This is a genomic window from Latilactobacillus graminis DSM 20719 (genome assembly GCF_001436415.1).
Lineage (GTDB): Bacteria > Bacillota > Bacilli > Lactobacillales > Lactobacillaceae > Latilactobacillus > Latilactobacillus graminis.
Genome location: NZ_AYZB01000035.1, coordinates 26,006 through 50,126, shown reverse-complemented (window position 1 = coordinate 50,126; position 24,121 = coordinate 26,006). Strand labels below are relative to the sequence as shown.

The window sequence follows — 24,121 nt, the reverse complement described above, 5'->3', positions numbered from 1 at the left end:
TTTCTGATTTGAAGATACTCTTACTACTATACTGCAAAATAAAAAGGACTGCCACCTAAATCAAATTGGATTACGGTGAATTGCATCACAACAATCTACTGGGGTTTGACCCATTCAAGTGTCAATTTATGTTAAAATAATGCCAAAAGAGGGGGAAACAGTCATGAGTTTAAAGTTTATTGTTGGGACAGCTAGCTATGACCACCACCAAACACTTGTCAAACAACTTAAAACAGACATAACCACCACTAATCCGGGCCGTTTTTTCTATTTGGTTCCCAACCATATCAAATTTGAATCTGAAGTAGCGCTTCTTAAGGAATTAAAAGATCCGGCCAGCAAATACATTGCAACCACACAAGTCCAAGTGTTTTCCTTCAGTCGCTTAGCTTGGTATTTTATGAAAAATACGCCTTATTACCAGATTCCACGGATTTCAACAGCTGGGCTAAACATGCTCGTCTATCGGCTCTTACAAGAACACGCTGAACAGCTTACGTTATTTAGTGGGGAAGTGAACCAAACTGGATTTGTCGCTCAATTGACTAGCCAACTTTTAGAGCTGAAAGTTGGCTGCATAACCCCTGAAGATTTAATGCAAATTGCCAAACAGCTTGCCCCCGAGCAGGTCGAACTAACTGCTAAATTACACGATCTAACAATCATTGCAACAGCTTTTGAAGCAGCAATGCAAAAAAACTTTATTGAAAATACCGCTCTAATTGATGCTTTAACTGTTTTTTTAAAAGAACAAACTTTACAAGATTGTCACTTTTACATAGAAGGCTTTGCGCAATTTAGTGCACAGGAGCAGGAATTACTAACAGTCTTAATGCAACAAGCTAGCTTAACGGTTGCCTTGATTACCAATCATGTCGATTATCAACGGAAACCGGAAAAAAATAACTTCTTTTACCAAGCAGGGCGAACCTATTATCAGCTATATCAACAAGCTAAGCAAAAACACGTGCCAATCATGACTGATCAGATTGCAACTAAGCAACGTGTTTCACCAACTTTGCTAGCCCTTGATCAATATTGGATCGCTTCTGAAAGTCACGGAACACTGCCCATTGCGCCAACAATTGATTCCAACCAACTGCAAGTTATTGGCGTTGAAAATCGCTATGCAGAACTGCGGTTTGTCGCTCGTGAAATTCGCCGTTTAGTTCAAACTGGTCATTACCGATATCGTGATTTCTTGATTATGACGCGACACTTAGCGCCTTATGAGACGATGATGGCCCCCATCTTTATGGAATATGAAATTCCATATTTCAGTGATCTACCCACCACAATGGCAACTCATCCACTGGTTGCGATGTTGGCGGCCTTATTTAACGTTAAGGACCATTATTATCGTTATGAAGACGTAATGGCGCTCTTGAAGACGGAACTTTTAATTCCCGGTGACTATCAATCAAGTACCACATTTCGTGCCGACCTTGATTTATGTGAGAATTTAATTTTAAAAAGTGGCTATGAAGGCTACGATTGGTTGCGTGATGACGACTGGCAATACTATCGCTTTGGTTCTTTCCAAGATGGCGTGCGGACCACTGAAGATGAAGCCTTAACCAAACGGGTTAATCGTATTCGACATTATATTAAGACTGTACTACCACCATTTTATCAACATTTAGACGCTGCCAAGACAGGGCGTGATGCCGCCCAAGTACTCTATCAGTTTTTAATAGCTCAAGGTGTTGATCACCAACTCTTGAATTGGCGCGATCAAGCGCTAGCGGCCAATCAACTGACCTTGGCTGACCAACCAGAACAAACATGGCAGACGTTCATGCTAATGCTCGATGAATACGTAACATTATTAGGCGATCAGCCTTTTTCAATTATCGACTTTTGGGATTTATTAGCAGCTGGATTTGATACTGCTCAATATGCTAAAATTCCGTCTACACTTGATCAAGTCGTGATATCCGAATCCGGAATGGTTCAGACTAAAAATCGCAAAATAACGTTCATGATTGGAGCAACCGACCAAGTGATGCCCGATCAAATTGAAACAACCACTTTATTATCAGACCACGATCGTCAATTATTAGTCGATCATTTTAAGCCAGAACAAGCCTTAACTGACGACAGTGCAACGCAAATGAGTTTTGAACCTTATTTAAATTATTTAGCTTATTTGAGTAGTACAGAGGGATTATATTTTACCTATCCATTGAATAACGGTGAAGGGGGGAATTTTACATTATCCCCATACGTTGAGCGGATAAAGCAATATTTTCACCTAACTGAACAAACGGTCCTCGCCGACATTAGTCCTACGAGTACCGCACCAATCACCGGTTCTTGGCGCAGCCTGTTAAGTGACCTCATTCAAGTAGCGCGTCAAGCACAAGCCACTCAGATGATAATCCCTGAACGATGGCTCACGGTCTATCGTTTGTTGCAAAAATCGGCTCAAAGCCATTTTTTAACCAATCAACTCCTGCAAAGTCTGACATATCGTAATCAGCCAGTGCCACTAACGAACGAGATTGTGTACGGCCTTTATGGGACGGAAATTCATACTTCGATTTCAAAATTGGAAGAATTCTACCAGAATCAGTATGCGTATTTCTTAAAATATGGTTTAAAACTGAACGAACGACCTATTTTTGAATTGACACCGGCGAATACTGGCGATTTTTACCATCAAGTCTTAGACCAATTTATAAAGCTAATCCAGGCCCAAAGATTGGTTTTATCAAATTTAGATAATCATCAAATTGATGCTTTGACTGACGAAATTTTACAAAAAGCATATGAACAACCCGAATTTAAAATTTTAAATAAATCAGCGCGCATGGGCTACATCCGACAACAATTAAGTCAGACCATTAAACGCGTTAGTCAAACATTGCGTGATCAGAGTCAACGAACAAATTTACAACCACTGGCCACGGAAGTCTTATTCGGACAGGTTGGTGCCCAACAAGGTTTAGCTGGTTTAGAATTCGAATTGTCCAATCAACGACGAATTAAAGTACGGGGAAAAATCGATCGGATTGATCAGCTGATATTGAACAATCAGGCCTATTTAGGCATTGTCGATTATAAGTCAAGTCAACATAGCTTTAATTTTCGCGATGCTTATTACGGCTTAGCCTTGCAGATGCTGACTTACCTTGAGACTGTCTTGCAAGACCAGGCGGCAATTTTACCAACCCACCGTCAGATTAAACCGGCGGGAGCCTTTTATTTACACCTGCAAAACCCGACATTATCGTTGAAACAACTTAATAAGCAAAAACGTGCTCAACTTCAAAATGGGATGCTTGATAAACTATTGTTGGACCAGTTCAAATACGATGGCTTAATTCTTAACGATGAAACTTTACTTGAAAACCTTGACACCGCCATCGAAAGCGGGTATTCACCACTTTTTAATTTTAATCGCACTAAAAGCGGCACCTTTAATTCTAAACAATTGGTCACCCAGGCCGAATTAAACCAATTAATCGCCCATAACGACCAGTTAATCCAAGCAGCAGGGGAAGCTATTTTTGCCGGTGAAGACGCCTTAAACCCAATTATGCGTCCAGACCGTTCCAATGCGCTCACGATGTCCCCATACAAATCAATTTTTCAATTTGACGCTATGTTACCTGAAAATAATTATCGCCAATTAAAGGCCCTCAACAATCAAGAAGTATTAGCCAAATTAAGACACGAGGAGGAGGATTTTCATGAGTGATCGCCAATTTACACCCACCCAACAAGCAGCCGTTGATCATGCAGGCCATGATATTCTCGTCTCGGCTTCAGCCGGATCAGGGAAAACAACCGTTTTAGTGGAACGGGTGATTCAAAAAATTCTCAATGGAACCGACATTGATTCATTGTTAGTTGTCACGTTTACCGAAGCTGCGGCAGCCGAAATGCGGCAACGGATTCAAGCAGCCCTAAGAAAAAAGGCGAGCGAGGTAACTGATAAAGCTGTCCAACAGCGCCTCCGCCAACAATTAAGTCTTGTTCCGACTGCCCAAATTAGTACTTTACATGCATTTTGTTTACAAGTTATTAAACATTTCTATTACGTTATTAAACTTGATCCGGCGTTTCGCCTATTAAGTGATACTGCTGAGCGACTTTTATTAGAAGACCAGGTTTGGCAATTGGTCCGTGAAAAGCATTATCAATCAAATGATGCCATATTTTATGAGCTAGCACAAAACTTCTCTAACGATCGAAACGATGATGGTCTAACCAATATTGTTTTTGAGTTGTTTAATTTTTCAGGAGCTAATCCAGCTCCTGATGAGTGGTTACAGAATTTAGTAGCCCCATATGTAGTCCCCCAAGCTGGCCTGACAGCGAGTTCTTATTTTAAAACTGCTATTTTACCTAAATTAGAAGCAACGTTAGCAACTTGTCTGAAAGACTTAGCCCTAGCTAACACGCTCAGTCAGACTAACGTAAAATTTGCAGTTTATTTAGCCCCTATCGTAACTGCCCAAAAAACACTGGGCGCAATCCAAGCCAATGCGGCCGATTTAACATGGACCCAATGGCGGACAGCTTTATCTGATGCACAATTAGGACCTACCAAACGTACCAAAAAATTAGAGCCGGAAGAACAAGCGGATAAAGATCGAATTAAAACTGCTCTTGATAATGTAAAGGACGCGATTAATGATCTCCTAACAACCTACTTCGTTTTTGACGAAGCACATACTTCCGAAATTCAGCGTCACGCTGGCCAATTAGTGAACCAACTAGTCACTGTTACACGTGATTTTAAACAAGCCTTTCAAGCTGAGAAAAAACGCCGTCATTTACTAGATTTCGGCGATTTAGAACATTTTTGTTTGAGCATTTTGACCGGCCCAAGTCAGGAATCCCAGGCTGCTCGTTTGTTCTACCAAAATAAATTCAGCGAAATTCTCGTTGATGAATATCAAGATATCAACCAGTTGCAAGAAACCATCATTCAGACCATTGCCAGTCAAGAGCCACGTAATGTTTTCATGGTCGGGGATGTTAAGCAATCCATTTATGCCTTTCGCTTAGCAGACCCTAGTTTGTTTCTTCACAAATACCAACAATTTGCCGAACCAGATAATAACAGCGAACGCATCATCCTTGCTGAAAATTTCCGATCACGGCGCAATATCGATGATTTTGTCAATTTAATTTTCACACAAATTATGGATCGCCAATTAGGCCAATTAGATTACGATCGCAATGCCAAATTACAATATGGGGCAACGTATTATCCAGATGATGCACCAACAAGTCCTACAGAACTATTGTTATATGAAGCCAACCCAACGGATGAAGAAGTCACGGGTCGATTAGATAAAGCGGAGGGGCAAATTGCCACGGTTGCCCAACGCATTAAACACATGATCGACAATCATGAAACTATTTGGGATCGTAATACCCAAACGACAAGACCAATTCGTTATCAAGATATTGTCCTATTGACGCCCACTCGTAATAATAACTTAATCATTCTCGATTATTTCCAACGTTTCGGGTTGCCAATTGTGATTAGTGATGCGCAAAATTATTTTCAAACGACTGAAATTCAAATTATGTTGGCATTTTTGAAAATTATCGATAATCCTAATCAGGATATTCCATTAGTCAGCGTTCTCCGTTCACCAATTGTTGGCTTAAATGAAAATGAGCTAGCTCTCATTCGCATCAATGATAAAACAGATGATTATTATCAAGCGGTTTTCAACTACATTGAACATTTTCAAGCCCAAAAAGCCGGGCAACTCGGCCAACAAGTATTGGAGAAATTAACACATTTTCAAATCCTATTAAACGATTTACGGGCAATTGCTCGTAAACGACCACTTGTCGATTTAATTTGGACAATTTATCAAAAGACTGGCTTTTTAGATTATGCAGGGGGAATGCCAGCTGGGCGTCAACGGCAAGCAAATTTGCATGCACTATATGAACGGGCTGCAACCTATGAGGCAAATGGCTTTAAGGGGCTTTTCCAATTCATTCAATTCATCGAACGGTTGCAAAAGCAGGATAAAGACCTAGCCCAACCGACAAGTCTTGCTAATCAAGACGCCATTTCAGTAATGACCATTCATAGTAGTAAAGGTTTGGAATTTCCGGTCGTCTTCTTATTAGACGCCAGCCACCAATTCAATGAACAAGATTTACGGCGAAATTACGTGCTCGATGACCAATCTGGATTAGGCATTGTTTATCTAGACCCTAAAAGCCGCTTAAAAATTCCAACACTACCTGAATTAGCGATTACCACGCAAAAACGGCAAAAATTACGTGCCGAAGAAATGCGAAAGCTCTACGTTGCCTTAACACGAGCCGAACAACGTCTGATTATTGCCGGCAGTTGTGATAACCAAACTAAACTGCTAGCAACCTGGCAAAAAGGGCAGCAAAATACTGACATCCGTTTAGCAGCTTCCGTTCGTCAAGCTAGCACTAATTTGCTTGATTGGATTGGATTAAGTTTGATTCGGCATCCTAGAGCTCGCGATTGGACCGATACGGGAACGCCGTTTTTACCACTTAGTGATGATCCTACCGAATTTAAACTTACCTTTACTAGTGAAGCACGTCTTGGCGAATTACCAGGGACTTTACATCACGATCAAGATTGGGGTCACCAACAACAAGTTGCACTCAAAGCAATCGATTTAACAACGGATTTTGCCAAAGCACTTCAAGATCAATTAACTTTCAACTATCCGGCCAAAGGGGCTACTGAAACAACCGCTTATCAATCAGTTTCTGAGGTAAAACGTCTTTTTGACGATCCAGATAATGATCAATTGGGGCAGCTAAGCTTCAAGGCGGATTCGGCACAGCAAATACATCGGTATGTCACTGATACATTACCACAGCCCCAATTTATGCAAACAGTCCGCCAACCAAGCTCAACCGAAATTGGGACGGCGACCCATTTAGTCTTACAAGAAATTGACCTTCATCACCCCGTGACGGCCAATCAGGTCCAAAGTGTGATTGATCGTTTAATTTTACAGAAAAGTCTAGCACCAAACGTTGCCCAACAGATTAACATTGCTTCAATTACGACTTTTTTTGAAAGTAATTTAGGTCAGCAATTACTAGCTAATCCACAACAGGTTCAACGGGAAGTACCATTTTCCCTTTTATTACCTGCTGCATCCCTGTTTGCGGGACTCCGGTCTCAAGATGAAGATTCGCTTTTAATTCATGGTATTATGGATGGTTATTTGAGTACTGCCGACGAATGCCTTTTATTTGATTACAAAACCGACTTTGTTAATCCAGCTGATCCAAAAGCCGGAATCGCAGCCATCAAAGCCCGGTATACCGGCCAAATTAATCTGTATAGTGCCGCGTTAACCCAAATCACTAACCGACCAGTAACCGGCAAGTATCTGTATCTACTGTCAATTGGGCAACTAGTTGCCATTGACTAGACTGGTTTCTATGTACCATTCATAGTATGATTAATATAATAATGAGTAAAGTATTGGTGACAGTATGAACCAAGAGACAATTTACGCCGTCGTAGATTTAGAAACGACCGGCACAAACATTAAAGAGGGCGACCGTATAATTCAATTTGGTTGTGCGCTTGTTCAGAATGGCAAAATTATTCAAACAATTTCGCAAGATGTAAATCCACTTCGCGAAGTACCGACTAAAATTCAACATCTGACGCATATCACTGCTGATCAACTCGAATTGGCTCCGATATTCGAAGACTTAGCACCAACGCTAGTTGAACTCTTATCCGGTACTGTTTTCGTGGCCCATAATATCAACTTTGATTTACCTTTTTTAAACGGTGAATTAGAACGGGTCGGGCAAAAGCCCCTTAATTTGTCGGGAATTGACACTGTTGAACTCGCGCAGATTATCTTACCCGAAGCCCCCAGCTATCGGTTACAAGATTTAACCCAATTATTAGCAATTGAACACGATAATCCCCATCAAGCTGATAGCGATGCTCTAGTTACCGCCAAATTATTCTTAAAATTAATGGGTCGGCTTAAAGCGTTACCATTAGTAACGTTAGAACGGCTTAGCGACCTTGGTGCTGGTTTATTACGTCAAACTGGTGATTTTTTCACAGTAATTGCTAACCAAATGCACAATCAATCGAGACCGCTACCTAATAACCTCTTAATCCGTGAAAATATTGCGCTGCGTAAACCAGCAGCAGAATCGTTTGAAATCTACCCAGGAACTAGTTTTGCAGCCGATTATCCACTGAACGAATCAGCAAAAAAAAGCTTGTTAAAACCGCATTTAAAATGGCGTAAAGCACAAGCGACAATGATGGACATGATTCATAATAACTTTGAAGCTTCGACACCTGAACCATTGCTGATTGAAGCTGCCACTGGATTAGGTAAGACGATTGGTTATTTATTACCCTATAGCTACCGGATGACCCCTACGCATAAACTGGTTGTCGCAACGTCAACGACTCTATTACAAGACCAAATTTTAACGCAAGCTCGACCATTACTTGAGAAATTAGTGGGTCGTCAAATTAATGCGGAAGTCGTTAAAAGTCCCCGACATTATCTTGATTTACATCGATTTGAACTATCCTTGCGTCTACCACATAAGAATCGAATGGTTCGTTTGTTGCAAATGAAGATTTTAGTTTGGTTAACACAAACCACAACGGGTGATTTAGATGAACTCAACTTAACGAGTTACCAAACACCTTTTTTTAACAACGTTCAACACCGCGGTTTGGCAAGTCTTCAACCACAAGCACCGTTTTATCACGATGACTTCTTACGGCGATTACACAAACGACAACAACAAGCTGAATTACTCGTCACTAACCACGCCTATTTAGCAGAACATGCTGCTGACCACCAAACTTGGGGTGCAAAACCATATCTTGTGTTAGATGAAGCTCAAAATATGATTTTTAACGTTCAAAAAACGGCCCAACAAGCTTGGGAGCTTTCACATTGGCAACTGTGGACGCAAAAGGGGCTCCAATACACTGATTCCGATCAAACCAATAATAGTCTAGTACGGCTATTTCCCGTAAAATCTGAGCAGGCACGGTCACTCAAATTAGTTCACAAAAACTTGAAAAAACTCAATCGGACCGTCGCTGTATTACAAACATATTTAACTACAGCTTTTGTACTGCCACAGCCTAAGGCACACGAGACTTTCAGTGAACGCTATTTAAATCCGGATGAAGTTGTCCAATTTGTAACGGCCTGCCACCAAGACTTCAATCAACTTAATCGACAACTATTAACGATTCAAGATCATTTTCTAACATTGCGATTCTGGCTTGAACAACATCTCGAACAATATACAGAAAGTGATCTCAGTATTTGGCAATCATTTGAAAATGACATTAATCTTTTGCTAGCCGATATTGAAGCCTATCAACATTTTGAACAACTATTCATCACGACAATACCCCAAGAGCGACATGCGTTGATGATCCAGATGACCCAACCCAAACAGCCCAGTCAATTACCCCAATTTAAACTACAATGGCAATTACTATCGGCTGGCTCACAGACGCAACAAATTCTGTCCCATTTTGAACCAGTTACATTGACTGGAGCGACATTAGCGGTAAATGGTCGCTTCGATTATATACAACGTGAACTCGGATTTACCGCGGATCAACCTTTAATAACTAAGAAACTACGTAGTCCATTCCGATTTAAACAACAAGCGCGTTTCTTTATTGCTGAAGACGGTCCAAATCAAAAACAATTAATGCCAAACGAGTATCAACAGGCAATTGCCGAGCAACTACTGACTTTGTTGATCGGCAACTCACATCAAGCATTAGTCCTCTTTAACTCCAACCAGACTCTGGAACGAGTGTACTACGCTCTTAGTCGTGCTGGTCTATCACTTGATCGAGAAATTCTGGCACAAGGAATTACCGGAAGCGCTGAAAAGATTACTAAACGGTTTATGCTTGGTCATGATTCAATTTTATTAGCAACCAGTAGCTTCATTGCCGGAGTTGATTTCCCAGAATCAGCTTTAGAACTCGTAATCTTAGTCCAGTTACCGTTTGATGCACCGAATGCTTTGCAGACGCGGATTCGTTATGCCCAGCTATCAGCCCAAGGGATTAATCCCTTTAAAGCCGAGGCGCTACCAAAAGCAACCATTAAACTCCGCCAAGCCTTTGGTCGATTAATCAGGACGCCTAACGACCGAGGCGTCTTTATCTGCTTAGATGCCCGTTTATTGACGACGCAATACGGCCATCAAATGCGCCGGTCCTTACCAACTAGTTTGCCGCAAAAAGCAGCACCGGTTCAAACTATTCGCGAATTAACAGATTTATTTTGGTTAAATTCGCACTAAGATTGCTTTTTCAACGCCGATCCTAGTTATTTTTTGCTATAATAGGGCTTATTCAAGCAGCAAGGAGAGAAAACAGCGTGCGCAAATATAAGAGGTGGCTTTGGATATTCTTATTGGTGGTAATCATCGGTAGTATGTGGTTTATTTATCACCAAGCTAGAAACCCTGCAGCCACGGCTGAAACCAGAGCAATCAATATTGCTCAAAAATATGCGAAATTACAACATCCCGATGGTTTCTATACTTACCACCGAAATGCAACGTACTATACCGTTAGCGGAAAAGACGTTGACAATCATGGCATCTTCGTTTTAATCAATGAAAAAGGTAATCATGCAACAGTCTACCGACAAAGTAGTGGTATTTCTAAAAATGACGCATTGGAAAAGACTTGGTCAACCAAAAAGCCCCAAAAAGTTTTGAACATTAATTTTGGCTTATATCAGAGCAAACCAGTTTGGGAAATTGTCTATCGGAGTGTTAAGGGACGCCTTTGTTACCTAACACTTGATTTTAAAACCGGAAATACCATCCAACTGATTGAAAATATCTAGGTAGTCTAAATAGGGGGCTGTTGTTACTGACATTTTGTTATATAATACTAATTATCAGTTATTTTGAACTGTTACAAAATCAATAATGCACATAAGGAGACAGAGTTAATGGTTAAAAAAATCAATATTATCGATGCAAAAGACCATGTCGATGAAGAAGTTAAAATCGGCGTTTGGTTAACCGATAAACGTTCCAGTGGAAAAATTTCATTCCTCCAATTACGCGATGGGACTGCCTTTTTCCAGGGAGTAGTTGTTAAAAGCCAAGTCAGCGAAGCTGTTTTCCAATTGGCTAAAGATGTAAAACAAGAAGCAAGCATGTGGGTGACTGGTGTGATTCATGAAGATACACGTTCTCACTTTGGTTATGAAATTGAAATTTCAGCCATCGAATTAATCGGAGACAGTGGTGATTATCCAATCACACCAAAGGAACACGGTATTGAATTTTTATTAGATCATCGTCACTTATGGTTACGTTCAAAGCGGCCATTTGCAATTATGAAGATCCGAAATGAGATTATTCGCGCTTCTTATGAATTCTTTAATCAAGAAGGTTTCATCAAGATGGACCCACCAATTTTGACTGGTAGTGCACCTGAAGGGACGACCGAGTTATTCCATATCGAATATTTCGATAGTGATGCTTACTTAACACAAAGCGGTCAATTATATGCTGAAGCTGGTGCAATGGCTTTTGGTAAAGTCTTCACCTTCGGCCCAGTTTTCCGTGCTGAAAAATCGAAGACTCGGCGGCATTTAACGGAATTCTGGATGATTGAACCGGAAATGGCATTCACAACTCAGGAAGAAAGTCTTGTAGTACAAGAAAAGTATATTGCTTATCTTGTACAAAACGTGATTGATCATTGTGCCTATGAATTAAAACTGTTAGATCGAGACATCGATCAATTGAAGAAATACACAACAACACCTTATCCACGAATTTCATACGATAAGGCTGTTGAAATGTTACAAGCAGCTGATTTTGATATCAAATGGGGCGATGATTTTGGTGCCCCCGACGAAACCTACTTGTCCGACCAATTCGAACAACCCGTTTTTATTTTAAATTATCCTAAAGCAATTAAGCCATTTTATATGAAATCACATCCTACCCGTGATGATGTTTATTTATGTGCTGACCTACTAGCTCCAGAAGGCTACGGCGAAATTATTGGTGGCAGTGAACGTGAAACTAACTTTGCTAAGTTAGAAGCTGAAATCCAAAAGATGGGCTTAGACCTTGAGGAATATCAATGGTATCTCGACCTACGTCGTTATGGTTCCGTACCACATTCCGGGTTTGGTTTAGGTCTCGAACGGGCAATCACTTGGATCTGCGGTATCGATCATCTTCGGGAAGCAATTCCATTCCCACGAATGATTAACCGGATTAAACCGTAATAATAAAAAAAGAGCCCGCTCCTGATTACATAAGAAGGGGGCTCTTTTTTTATTATTACTAAATTGGTTACAATAAAATCATAAAATATTTTTAGAAAAGAAGGCTAGAATATGAAGGAACTCACCGCGTTTTTGCAAGGTGGTCAATTAAGTGTATCTCGACTGCTACTGCAACATTATCAAGCACTTAAGATGTCTTCTGAAGAATTGGTCGTTTATTTGCAACTCAGTGATTTTGCCAGCCAAAATGACGATTTTCCGGATTTAGCAGTGATTGGTGATCGCATGGGAATTGCGCCGAAACAGATTTATAACTTGATTCATCAGTTATTACAAAAAAAATTAATTACGCTCAAATCAACTGTAAATGACACGGGACAAGCAGAGGATCATTATGATTTAACACCAGCTTTAACGAAATTAAGTATTTTGGCTGTCCAAGATACGCAACTTAATCAGCAATCCATGGATTCGCATCAACGGAGCACTGTTTTTAACTTAGTAGAACAAGCATTGGGTCGCCCCTTATCGCCACTTGAATCCGAAATTGTCGCCAATTGGTTAGATTTAGATCACTATCAACCTGAATTAATTCAATTAGCTGTTCGAGAAGCTATTTTGAATCAAGTTTATTCTTTAAAATATGTTGATAAAATTTTACTCAACTGGCAAAAACAAGATATTACTGATAAGACGTCTTTGCAAGCTTACCAAAAAAACCATCCAAGACGTTAGTTAGGAGCTATTTAAATGTTATCAAAAGCGAAAACCCAATGGGCGATGCAACAATTATATGTGCTGCTTCCTGATGCGAAAGGTGCCCTGATTGCTAAATCACCATTTCAATTATTAATTGCGGTCATGCTCAGTGCCCAAGCGACAGATATTTCAGTCAATAAAGTCACACCACAACTATTTGCCGATTTTCCGACCCCAAATAGTTTTGCCAATGCCGATATAACTGCAATTGAAGCGGATATTCACTCAATTGGACTCTATCACCACAAAGCTCAATATATCAAAACTTGCTGTCAGCAATTAATCGACAAATTTGGTGGTCAAATGCCGCACACTCACTTTGAATTAGAGCAACTTGCAGGGGTTGGCCGAAAGACTGCCAATGTGGTTTTAGGCGATGCCTTTCATATCCCGTCATTTGCTGTTGATACTCACGTAACACGGATTGCTAAACGGCTCAATATTAGTCAAGTAGATGCTTCAGTCACCCAAATTGAAATCGACTTTCAAACCAAATTACCTCAAAAAACGTGGATTCAAGCCCATCATACCTTAATCAGCTTTGGCCGCCAAGTCTGTACAGCACGTAACCCACACTGTACCGAATGTCCATTACTCACTATCTGTAAAAGTGGCCAAAAGCGCCTTATAAAGAATACTTAAAGAGCCATTCAACTAACGTTAAACGTTGTGTTGAATGGCTCTTTAAGTGTTCTAAGGGGTGGTGGCTTCTGTATTCCCTGTACCAGAATTAGGTGTTGGCGGTGCCACAGAAGATGATTCAGATTGAGACTGCGAACTTTCGACCGGGGTACTTGATGATGTTTCCGGTACACTTGAAGATTCACTAGGTGTTTCAACAACACTACTGCTTGCATCAGAAACTTCGCTACTTGAACTCACTGGCGTTTCTGAACTAGAGTAGAGGACGCTACTACTTGAAGATAAGCGACCTGAGTAACTAGGAATTGTTGTTGTTCCTTTAATATAGAGTTCACGAACGCCAGCAACATTCTTAGCAACCACATTACTTGGCATTACCCAATTGGAATTCGTACTGTTTTGGGCAAGATAGAGCATCATTGCTTTATAGATATAAGCGGCTACGTTACGTTCAGCCATGGTTAAACCGTTTTTCAATGGCTCATCATAACCAGTCCAAACAGTGATTGAGTAGTTTTTAGTATAACCGGCAAACCAACTATCCTTAGCTAGCGAAGCATCTAAACCAGATTTTGCGATTTCTTCACTTGAATAATCGGTAGTCCCAGTTTTTGCGGCTTGATGGAGTCCTGGAATTTGTGCCAGTGTCCCCGAGCCATTGCGAATAACATCTTTCAACATATCAGTCACCATATAAGCAGTGGAACTCTTCATTGCTTGAGTCCCATCGGTATCGTAGCTATGCGTAATCCCATCGGTTGTTTCAATTTTGTGAATATACGTCGGCGCATAATAAGTACCACCGTTGGCAAATGCACCATACGCAGCAGCTTCATCAACAGTGGAGACATTTCCACCAATCCCATAGGACAGACCTGCATCATCGGGAACGGTAATCCCTAGACCTTTGACAAATTCACGAGCTTTAGTCATGCCTACTGCTTCTAATAGTTCAATTGCAGGGACATTACGAGAGTTTGCAAGCGCATTGCGGGCCGTAATGGTCCCGAGGTAACGCCCATCAAAATCATGCAATTGAATATTAGTCCCCGGATACGTATAAGGAACATCTTGCAGTTTATGAGCAGTTGAATAGTCTAAATATTCAATAGCGGGCCCGTAATCCATCAATGGTTTCATCGAAGAACCATTGCTTCGACCAGATTGAACGGCCCGATTATAACCCAGCTGAACGGCGCCTGTTTTACGACCGCCGATCATAGCCACGATATGCCCGTTATTAGGGTCAGTAATTGAAACTGCTGTTTGTAACTGATCGTCTGGAAATGGAATGCTGGGATCATTATTTACTATATTATATAACTTACGTTGCGCATCCATATTAATATTAGTGTACACTTTTAAACCGCTCGTATATGGATCATAGCCTTTTTGCTTTAAATCGGCGAGGACCTCTTTAACATAGGCATCCGTTGCTTTGGAATCAGTTGAATTATTAGCAACGGCTTGTTGATTAACTAAGCCAGTATTGATTGGCACTTGTTTAGCTTCAGTCGCTTCAGTCGCGGAAATTTTATTATTCCGTAAGAGGGCATCAAGAACTAAGTCGCGCCGTTTTTTGGCTAAATCAGGGTGCCGATAGGGATCATAATTACTGGGTGATTGTGGCATTCCGGCAATTAACGCAAGTTGTGGTAAATCCAATGTTTTCAATGATTTGCCAAAATAATATTTAGCGGCTGTTCCCATTCCGTTGACTCCATTATTCAGATACACTTTATTCATGTAATATTCTAAAATCTGATCTTTTGAATATTGTCGTTCGACTTGAACTGCAAGCCACGCTTCTTGCGCTTTTCGTTTGAATGTTTGGTCACTAGTTTTAGTTGAAAATTTCGATAGTTTAATTAATTGTTGCGTTAAGGTACTCCCACCTTGTAAACCCAGTGGGGATCTACCAGTTACATTAGCAACGGCCGCCGAAGCAATCCGAATCGGATCAATCCCGAACTTTTCTTTGTAGAAACGGCGATCTTCAATTGACACAACTGCATCTTTTAAAGTTTGGGGGATCTGATTGCTTTTGACATATGTCCGACTTTCACCACCAATTGTTTTAAAGGGTTTTCCTTTATCGTCATATAAAATTGTTGCATTCGGGCTTTGTAAATCACCTTGCGATAATTGAGGCGTGTCTTTAGCATAATAAGCAAATACCCCAATTCCAGCAACCAAAAAGACAACCATTAATAACAATAACCACTTTAAAAATCTTAAAAATACCGGTTGATGCTTCTTGCTAATGGGTTTAGCTGTAACTTTATGACGTGCAACCCGCGAATTACTTGTATTTCGATTATCGGACATTATTCATTAAACTCCTTTGTTTTGTTGCATTAATAGCAGATCAACGGCATCTAAGTAGGGGATAATTGGATTAAGTTGATACTTAATTTCAAATCCGTTTTCAATCACATCACTGAGAGGAATGGATTTCCGTGCTCCGTTAACTTGAGCATCCCAGCGGCTGATCAACCTCGTTGCAGGGTACAAAAAAAGCCGCTGTAATGGCACAAATTTCATAATGACAAAACAAATCCCGCCTTGATGCAGGCAAGCTCTGAAATGTTCAATCTGATGTTGATGAAAGTTACGAAAAGGGAAGGCCGTTTTATTTTTCGTCTCCTTAGCTTCAAAATCAAGATAGCGTCTCTGATAAACGCCATTATAATCAGTAGTAGAGGCCTGCTTAAAATAGGCTTCCTTAATGACCGCTTGACTGCGAGCTGGATAATCGACTTTCACAATTTGAATCGGCGTTGGCTTTTTATATATTACAGCAGTTTCATGCAAACGGTAATATTGGTTGCTATGATTAAGTTCTTCTTCTAACGTCATCCCGCGATTACCAAATAAAGTAGTTGCTTTTAGTTGCTGCGCTTGATTTTTAGTTGATTTTGTCTCATTATTTGAGTAGGGCTGTCCGTTAGGATAATGAAAGACCATTGAAAATCACACTCCTGTCCTACTATTATAGCAATCTTTAGTTTAATTGAAAATCATTTGGGAGGGACCAGACTTGAAACGACTATGGGTAAGCGGCTATCGAAGCTATGAGCTCGGTATTTTTGGCGATACCGATGTGAAATTGAAAGTAATTAAATATTCATTAAAAAAACAGTTAACGCAATATCTAGATGATGGACTGGAATGGCTGATTACTGGTGGCCAAATGGGAATCGAGCAGTGGAGCCTCCAGGTGGCGACCGAATTAAAAGCTATTTATCCAGATTTAAAACTAGCCATGATGTTGCCATTTAACGATTTTGGTCAGCAATGGAACGCGCATAACCAAGCCCAATTAAGCCAGTTAAAAGCAACTGTCGATTTTTGCCAACCTGTAACTAATGCACCTTACGCTGGTCCACAACAACTACGCCAATATCAACAGTTTATGCTAAAGCATACGGATGGTCAGCTATTATACTATGATCGTGACGCAACTGGTAAACCGGAATATGACTATCATGCAGCGCAACAATATCAAGAAACGCAAGCTTATCCTATTAATCTAGTTGATTTTTTTGAATTACAGGACCTAGCAACCGAGTTGGCAGAATTAGACGAGCAAAAGTTTTAATTCTTATATAACTTTGCTATAATGAGAATTATAGTACATTTATTCTAAATGAGGTGTCAAAATGGACGATCAAATTGAAATTGAACTAAACCCAACTGATATATTAAAAAAAGAATTTAAAACGAAAATCCGCGGTTATGAACCCGAAGAAGTTGATGGTTATCTTGATTTAGTCATTAAAGACTATCAGACCTATCAGGAAACAATCGATCGATTAACGGCTGAAAATACACGTTTATTTAATAAAGTCGATGAATTAAATCGTCAATTAAGTGCTGCCGATAACGTCAAAGAAAGCACACCACAACAAGCTTCGGCCGCAACGAACTATGATATTTTAAAACGTCTGTCAAATCTTGAACGTCATGTTTTTGGGGCTAAGTTGAGTGAACAAAATTCAGCGCCACAAACAAGAGTACAAAACCAGTCACAATATAATGAGACAAATCTTTAATCTTATGATATACTTATAGACATTGATTTAATATTTGTAAATCTTGAGTAATCGCGGTCTACAATTAGTAGGCTGAGGAAGGTCCATGCCCGCACAAGCTGAGATGCTTGTAGTGTTCGTGCCTGGCCCAATAAGCCAGGGTACCTTAATGGTAACGGCGGAAAAAGCGCTAAAACTTCGGTCATGCGTGAATATCCTTAAATAGTGCCACAGTGACGGAGCGTCTTTGGAAACTGAGGCGGTGGAACGAGGTAAACCCCGCGAGCGAGTAACCCAAACTTTGGTAGGGGCGTCTCATTTATGGAAATGAACTAAAAATGAGAGTTCGTAAGAACAGATAGATGATTACTGAAGGAGCTTTCTTCCTGGGAAAGTTCTGGAACAAAACATGGCCTATAGAGGTTTACAATCAGGTGGCTTGGGCTTTTTGCCCAAGCTCTTTTTATTTAAAATATAATTTCCTAAGGGGATCTTTAAAAACATGACTTACCAACTATATGCCACAATGGCAAGTGGAATTGAATCCATTACGGCCAAAGAATTACAACATCTTGGTTATGAAACACGTTCAGACAATGGCCGGGTGTATTTCGAAGGTGATGCGGCAGATATTGCCAAAGCCAATCTTTGGTTACGCAGTGCTGATCGAGTGAAAATTGTGATTGGCCAATTTGAAGCCAAAACCTTCGACGACCTTTTTGAACAGGTTAAGGCTTTACCGTGGGACGAATTCTTACCATTAGATGCCGCTTTTCCAGTTGCTGGGCGTTCGGTCCGCTCAACGCTGCATAGTGAACCAGACGTCCAAGCTATCACTAAAAAAGCAATTGTTGATAAGTTAAGCACCGTTTATCACCGCCGAACACGGCTAGCTGAAACTGGTTCGGTTTATCCATTAGAAGTCAGTATCTTAAAAGACATGGTGACGATTAGCTTAGATACCACTGGCCCCAGTCTATTCAAACGGGGTTATCGGCTTGAAAAAGGGGAAGCGCCATTAAAGGAAAACTTTGCGGCTTCACTTATTCTACTAAGCCATTGGCAATCGGACATGCCATTTGTTGATCCAACAACTGGTTCGGGAACGATTGCAATCGAAGCTGCCTTAATCGGACATAATATCGCACCTGGATTACACCGTAAGTTTGCCTTTGAAAATTTTGAGTGGATCGATGCTACTATCTTAGCTGATGCCAAGGCTGAGGCTAAAGGCCAAGAAAAAGAGACCCCCCTTGAAATTTTCGGTTATGATATCGATCAAAATATGATTGATATTGCCCGTTTAAACGCTAACGAAGCTGGCGTCTTGCACGATATTGAATTTAAACAATTAGCTGTTAAAGACTTCAAAACTGATTTAACTAATGGGGTGATTATTGCTAATCCACCATATGGTAAACGGCTGAGCGATCAAACTCAAGCACGAGCATTGTACCAGGAAATGGGCAATACTTATCGCCCATTGAAGACTTGGAGTAAATACATTTTAACGAGTGACTTACAATTCCAAGAATCTTACGGTCAACGTGCAACGAAGCGACGGAAACTCTACAACGGTCGAATTCAAACCGATTTATTTCAATATTGGGGACGTCCTGTATGGCCACGTACTGAAAAAATCGCAAAGTAAAAATAAAAGACAATTCCCCCGCTATATTCGGAATTGCTTTTTTATTTGCTCAAAATCCATTATAATTAAGATTACTTCAATAATAAGGTGAGGGATCGACTTGACAGTCATATTAGCAGCAGAATCAATTCCTGAACAACATATTAAGGCACTAACCAAACAAGGGTTAACCATTATTAACCATGCAGATTTGAAAAGAAGTCAATTAGACAAAATTGAAATTATGTTCGGTTGGAACAAAGAAATTGGTCCTCAAATTTTAGCAACGCCTGGGAATCAATTAAAGTGGATTCAAACCGCAAGCTCGGGTATTGATTATTTACCATTATCAACATTGGCAAAACAGGGCGTTCGCGTCTCGAATGCCCGCGGTATGCACGCAAAACCAATCGCCCAGACCGCTTTGAGCTACATACTATACTTTACCCGTGGGATTTATCAAAGTTTACCTGCACAAACAACGCATCAATGGGACCATCATGCTATTGGTGAACAGACAATGAATTTAGAACATCGCACACTCTTGATTTTCGGAACGGGACAAATTGGTGAAGAGATTGCAAAATATGCGCACGTCATGGATATGCACACAATTGGCGTCAATCGTCACGGAAAACCCGTTGCCAATTTTGATCAGATTCTAACTGACACGGATTATCAGCAAGTATTGCCACAAGCAGACTTCGTGGTTAATGTGATGCCGTTAACATCGGTTACTAACCGGTTCTTTGACACCACCTTTTTCTCGCAACTTCATCGTGGGGCTTACTTCTTCAATTTGGGGCGGGGTGCTTCAGTTGACGAAGCAGCTTTGATGCACTACTTACAAACTAAACATTTAGCAGGCGCGGCAATCGATGTTGCCCAAAATGAACCACTAGCCAGTGATTCACCATTATGGACTACACCGAACTTGATTATCACGCCACACGTTTCCGGATACATTGCTGATATCCATGAACGACTATTTAAAATTTTTGAACAAAATTTACCTGGCTATTTGGATAAGGGAGAATTGACCGTCAATTCAGTAGACTTATCAGCAGGGTATTAAAAAAAACAGAGTTAAGCCGTTGGTCTTAACTCTGTTTTTTTGGCTTTTAAAGGTCACTTTTCAAACTCGCATTTTAAGCAACTTTGGTGACCACTTGTCCGATTTTCAATCTGAAACGCGCTTAAAATGCGCCTGTGATGATTGACGTGGAATAAACGTGATCAGACCGCGATTTAGACGTAGCAGCTATTTAATGTATTCGAGCGCATTCTTTTGGTACAAAGAATGCGCTCAAAATCCCTTTAAATCAACAATAATCAAGGGTGCAAAATACAACCGCATGGTTTATAATGATATAGACAAAAAGAATGCGGTCAAAAAGGTGGAAAAAACATGCGAAAATCGCGAACTAAAAAAGGGCAAAAACTAAATGTTCAACCGTTACGGACAAAAGACGAGATTGAAGATATGAAAGTCATCTTACGCCATTCACAAATGGGGAGCCGTAATTATTTATTATTTTTACTCGGCATTAATACTGGCTTACGATGTTCTGATATCGTGCAATTAAAAGTCAAAGATGTGATCGAAGATAATCCCGTCATCGTTGAACAAAAAACGGGTAAGTGGCGACAAATTAGTTTGACCAGTTTACGGCCGTACATCAGTGCCTATATTCAAAATAATGAATTAGTAGGTAATGATTGGTTATTTCCAAGCCGTGTCGGCGATAACCACATCACTGTCAACGGGGTTTATCGCTTGTTAACTGAAGCCGGGAAGAAGCTCGGTCGCAATGATATCGGCACTCATACGATGCGTAAAACTTACGGCTACTGGTTCTATAAACAATTCGGTGATGTTCGATCATTAATGATTGACTTTGGTCATTCGACGCAAGAAACAACGCTGCATTATATCGGTATTACTCAAGATGAAGTGTTGAGTAAGAAACAGCAATTGGCGATTGGCCTTTAAAAAAAGCTTGCATTAAAGTAATGTCTAAGGTGTATAGTAAAGACAATATAATAGGAAGAGATAGGTGATTACAGTTTTGAAAACAGCTACTTTTATGGGTCCTGGTCAAATGACCATTACCGAAGCACCAAAACCAACGATTGAAAAACCAACAGATGCAGTTGTTCGAATTATCCGTGCGTGTGTCTGTGGTTCGGATTTATGGTGGTACCGCGGGATTTCAAAACGGGAAGTGGGCAGTTTTACCGGTCACGAAGCAATTGGCGTCGTTGACGCTGTCGGGACTGACGTAAAAAATGTTAATGTCGGTGATTTTGTGATCGTGCCATTTACCCATGGTTGTGGACACTGCGCTGCTTGTATAAACGGTTTTGAGGGCGATTGTACCAACCGCGAGAATAATCCTGGTGGCTACCAAGCCGAATACCTCCGTTATCATAATGCAAACTGGGGACTGGTTAAGATTCCTGGCCAACCAAGCGATTACTCTGATGAAATGCTCAATAATTTATTGACGCTTTCTGACGTTATGGCGACTGGCTACCACGCTGCCGTTAGTGCTGAAGTTAAACCTGGTGACACAGTGGTTGTCATGGGCGATGGTGCTGTTGGTTTGTGTGGGGTGATTGGAGCTAAATTACTTGGCGCTAACCGGATTATTGCGATGAGTCGTCATGCAGATCGCCAAAAATTAGCCCTTGAATTCGGTGCAACGGATATTGTTGCTGAACGTGGTGATGAAGCCGTCGCGAAAGTGATGGCACTCACCAACAATGCAGGGGCCAATGCCGTCTTAGAATGTGTCGGAACCGAACAATCTGTTGAAACAGCTGTGGCCGTCGCTGGGGCTGGCGCCATTATTGGACGTGTTGGGATTCCACAAAAAGCTGAAATGAATACAAACGCCTTATTCCGTAAAAATATCGGACTCCGTGGGGGCGTTGCAGCAGTAACTACCCATGATAAAGCGCGGTTACTTGATGCTGTTTTAAAGGGTGAAATTAACCCTGGTCAGGTTTTCACACAACGCTTTACATTAGATCAAATTCAAGCAGCGTACGCTGCAATGGATGAACGAAAAGCCATCAAATCGTTATTAGTAATTAGTGATTAATTTTAAGAAAATTCAAAAGCCGTCCGGAGAAGTTATCCGAACGGCTTTTTATGTCAAATTAATTTAAGTAAGTAACCACCTAAGCAACCAAAGATAAGACTTAATAAACTACCGATTAAATAGTATTCTGCGAAATGATGTTGATTGGCTTCAATGGCGCGAAAACGTGTCAGGGCTTTGATTGCTACTACAACCGCAATACTCGCAACATTATTCGTATAAAATAATAATAAAATCGCCAAACGCTCAAGCCGACCAATATGTCGCCCCAATTGTGCCCGGTCTGGCAAACGTTCCGCATTTAGATCTAAACTTTTTAAAAATAAACTAATGAAATAATCAGCAAAATATAACGTACCAATCGTAACGCTTGCGGCTAATAACCACCGACTCATAGTCGTTGTTTGCCAATTAGTCATCAATAATCGACTAACCATCCCAATGACCAACAGGTGTAAAAGCTGATCGAAGATGTAACTAATTAGGGGAACTTGATTGGTTTTTAATCGTAAGGTCCGTTTTAAAATAGGCTGACAATTCTGCTTAGTGACGTCGATTAGCCAGTGGGTTATCACAGCAATTATTAAGCTAATCACGAATATTTCAATCGATGGCCAACTTGAAACCCGCATCAGTTTTCCGACTAACCAGATGCCGATAGCCACTGGAACTTGAGTCAATGCATGACCCAATAACGGGTACCATTTAGCAGCTAGTTTCATCGAGCGCTTGCACCGGGCCATCTGATCAGATTGGATTAAAAAATCTGTGCAGAGATGGGCTAACAGTAAAATCGCCAATAACGTCATGCGGTCACCACCACCAGGTTCCTTAGTTGCGCACGAATGGTTGTTAACGTCTGTTCAATCAGTGGATAATCCATCTGATTAAGTAGGCGGCTAATTTTACTGGAAGCCACAGCGCGCGCTTTTTGTTGCGTATAATCCACTTGGTACGTTGTCACCCCATATGCTTCCCATAAAATTTGAGCCAATTCATAGCGTTTTAAGGTTGGCTGCGCATAAAGTAGGGCAAACGCCTCTTTCCGCAGTTCGGTATTTAATAACCGTTCATAAATTAAATACAACAAAGCACTGATGCCGTTAGCGACTTCTGCGGACTGATCAGTGACTAATTGCCACTTAAAAAGTGAGGTTGGAAATGGATAGCCAAGGGGTAAAGTTGCCCCTTGCATTAACCGTTTTGCTTGGTTAACTGCCGTCAAGGCATTAACAATTACCGAACCATTAACGCGATTGACATCTTGATAATCCGTTTTTTTAACAGTTGCTAGCGTTCCTAATCCAACACCAAAATAAAATTCGGGTAAGTCTGCTGACCCAAAAAGTGGTTGCCAAAATTGTCTAAAGGCCACACTGCGTAAATAGGCGTTACAAAAGATAAATAAATCTGCCAACTGGGCTTGATCCGCCGCTTGAAAACCACCTAATAAACCATCACCATCTTTTACCATAAAAGGTGTGAGTAAGTCTGGAAAACGGGTATTTAGTTTTTTCTGTAAGTGCTGTAATAAGGTTAAAACCTGGGCTTGATCAGTAAAATTCGTCCGACTACCAACTAAATCGATAAAGCAATAAGCAGCACGCATAATGAACCCCCTCTAAAAACATTTGATTATAAGCACATAATAGCTGAATATATCCTAAAAATCAA

General features: G+C 40.6%; 17 protein-coding genes and 1 other RNA gene. 14 read left to right on the top strand and 4 right to left on the bottom strand.

Annotated elements, in window-relative coordinates; all coding sequences use genetic code 11:
- Positions 1-163: 163 nt before the first annotated feature.
- The 7 genes from FC90_RS05290 (at position 164) to nth (ending at position 13,676) form a co-directional block, all read left to right on the top strand.
- Positions 164-3,703, top strand: coding sequence for a PD-(D/E)XK nuclease family protein (locus tag FC90_RS05290; RefSeq protein WP_057908232.1), 3,540 nt, complete (start codon positions 164-166; stop codon positions 3,701-3,703).
- On the top strand, positions 3,696-7,412 hold the full coding sequence (gene addA, locus FC90_RS05285) for a helicase-exonuclease AddAB subunit AddA (RefSeq protein WP_057908231.1): 3,717 nt from the start codon (positions 3,696-3,698) through the stop codon (positions 7,410-7,412). Before FC90_RS05290 ends, addA begins: the two co-directional genes overlap by 8 nt.
- 64 nt (positions 7,413-7,476) lie before the next feature.
- Entirely contained in the window at positions 7,477-10,314 is a 2,838-nt protein-coding gene (locus tag FC90_RS05280) for a helicase C-terminal domain-containing protein (RefSeq protein ID WP_057908230.1), read from the top strand.
- Positions 10,315-10,391: 77 nt separating this feature from the next.
- Positions 10,392-10,868 (top strand): cell wall elongation regulator TseB-like domain-containing protein, encoded by a 477-nt coding sequence (locus tag FC90_RS05275; RefSeq protein WP_057908229.1) that lies wholly within the window; start codon positions 10,392-10,394, stop codon positions 10,866-10,868.
- A 108-nt stretch (positions 10,869-10,976) separates the two neighbouring features.
- Complete coding sequence (gene asnS / locus FC90_RS05270; RefSeq protein ID WP_057908228.1) at positions 10,977-12,275, top strand: asparagine--tRNA ligase; 1,299 nt, start codon at positions 10,977-10,979, stop codon at positions 12,273-12,275.
- 111 nt (positions 12,276-12,386) lie between these two features.
- The gene (locus tag FC90_RS05265) at positions 12,387-13,010 is read left to right on the top strand and encodes a DnaD domain protein (RefSeq protein WP_057908227.1); all 624 of its coding nucleotides are present in this window, start codon (positions 12,387-12,389) and stop codon (positions 13,008-13,010) included.
- Between the two features lie 15 nt (positions 13,011-13,025).
- Positions 13,026-13,676: an endonuclease III gene (nth, locus tag FC90_RS05260; RefSeq protein WP_057908226.1), complete on the top strand. Its 651-nt coding sequence runs from the start codon at positions 13,026-13,028 to the stop codon at positions 13,674-13,676.
- A gap of 51 nt (positions 13,677-13,727) precedes the next feature.
- Here the strand turns inward: nth and FC90_RS05255 are convergent, their stop codons facing one another.
- Together FC90_RS05255 and recU are read right to left on the bottom strand one after the other, a co-directional pair.
- Positions 13,728-16,004 (bottom strand): transglycosylase domain-containing protein, encoded by a 2,277-nt coding sequence (locus FC90_RS05255; RefSeq protein WP_057908225.1) that lies wholly within the window; start codon positions 16,002-16,004, stop codon positions 13,728-13,730.
- Positions 16,005-16,010: 6 nt separating this feature from the next.
- Entirely contained in the window at positions 16,011-16,643 is a 633-nt protein-coding gene (recU, locus tag FC90_RS05250) for a Holliday junction resolvase RecU (RefSeq protein ID WP_057908224.1), read from the bottom strand.
- Between the two features lie 73 nt (positions 16,644-16,716).
- On the opposite strand from recU, the gene FC90_RS05245 reads away from it, so the two are divergent.
- The 7 genes from FC90_RS05245 to FC90_RS05220 all read left to right on the top strand — a co-directional run bounded on the left by FC90_RS05245 (position 16,717) and on the right by FC90_RS05220 (position 22,447).
- A complete protein-coding gene (locus FC90_RS05245) occupies positions 16,717-17,277 on the top strand; it encodes an SLOG family protein (RefSeq protein WP_057908223.1) in 561 nt (186 codons plus the stop codon).
- A gap of 61 nt (positions 17,278-17,338) precedes the next feature.
- On the top strand, positions 17,339-17,731 hold the full coding sequence (gene gpsB, locus FC90_RS05240; RefSeq protein WP_057908222.1) for a cell division regulator GpsB: 393 nt from the start codon (positions 17,339-17,341) through the stop codon (positions 17,729-17,731).
- 39 nt (positions 17,732-17,770) lie between these two features.
- An RNA gene (gene rnpB / locus FC90_RS09100) (RNase P RNA component class B) lies at positions 17,771-18,132 on the top strand.
- Between the two features lie 80 nt (positions 18,133-18,212).
- On the top strand, positions 18,213-19,361 hold the full coding sequence (locus FC90_RS05235) for a THUMP domain-containing class I SAM-dependent RNA methyltransferase (protein WP_057908221.1): 1,149 nt from the start codon (positions 18,213-18,215) through the stop codon (positions 19,359-19,361).
- A 100-nt stretch (positions 19,362-19,461) separates the two neighbouring features.
- Positions 19,462-20,415: an NAD(P)-dependent oxidoreductase gene (locus tag FC90_RS05230; RefSeq protein ID WP_057908220.1), complete on the top strand. Its 954-nt coding sequence runs from the start codon at positions 19,462-19,464 to the stop codon at positions 20,413-20,415.
- A gap of 333 nt (positions 20,416-20,748) precedes the next feature.
- Complete coding sequence (locus tag FC90_RS05225) at positions 20,749-21,333, top strand: tyrosine-type recombinase/integrase (protein WP_057908219.1); 585 nt, start codon at positions 20,749-20,751, stop codon at positions 21,331-21,333.
- Positions 21,334-21,409: 76 nt separating this feature from the next.
- On the top strand, positions 21,410-22,447 hold the full coding sequence (locus FC90_RS05220; RefSeq protein ID WP_057908462.1) for a zinc-dependent alcohol dehydrogenase family protein: 1,038 nt from the start codon (positions 21,410-21,412) through the stop codon (positions 22,445-22,447).
- Positions 22,448-22,500: 53 nt separating this feature from the next.
- On the opposite strand, the gene FC90_RS05215 is transcribed toward FC90_RS05220, so the two are convergent.
- Positions 22,501-23,256 (bottom strand): DUF3307 domain-containing protein, encoded by a 756-nt coding sequence (locus FC90_RS05215; protein ID WP_057908218.1) that lies wholly within the window; start codon positions 23,254-23,256, stop codon positions 22,501-22,503.
- Entirely contained in the window at positions 23,253-24,056 is an 804-nt protein-coding gene (locus FC90_RS05210) for a hypothetical protein (protein WP_057908217.1), read from the bottom strand. The genes FC90_RS05215 and FC90_RS05210 overlap by 4 nt, the downstream gene beginning before the upstream one ends.
- Positions 24,057-24,121: the final 65 nt, after the last annotated feature.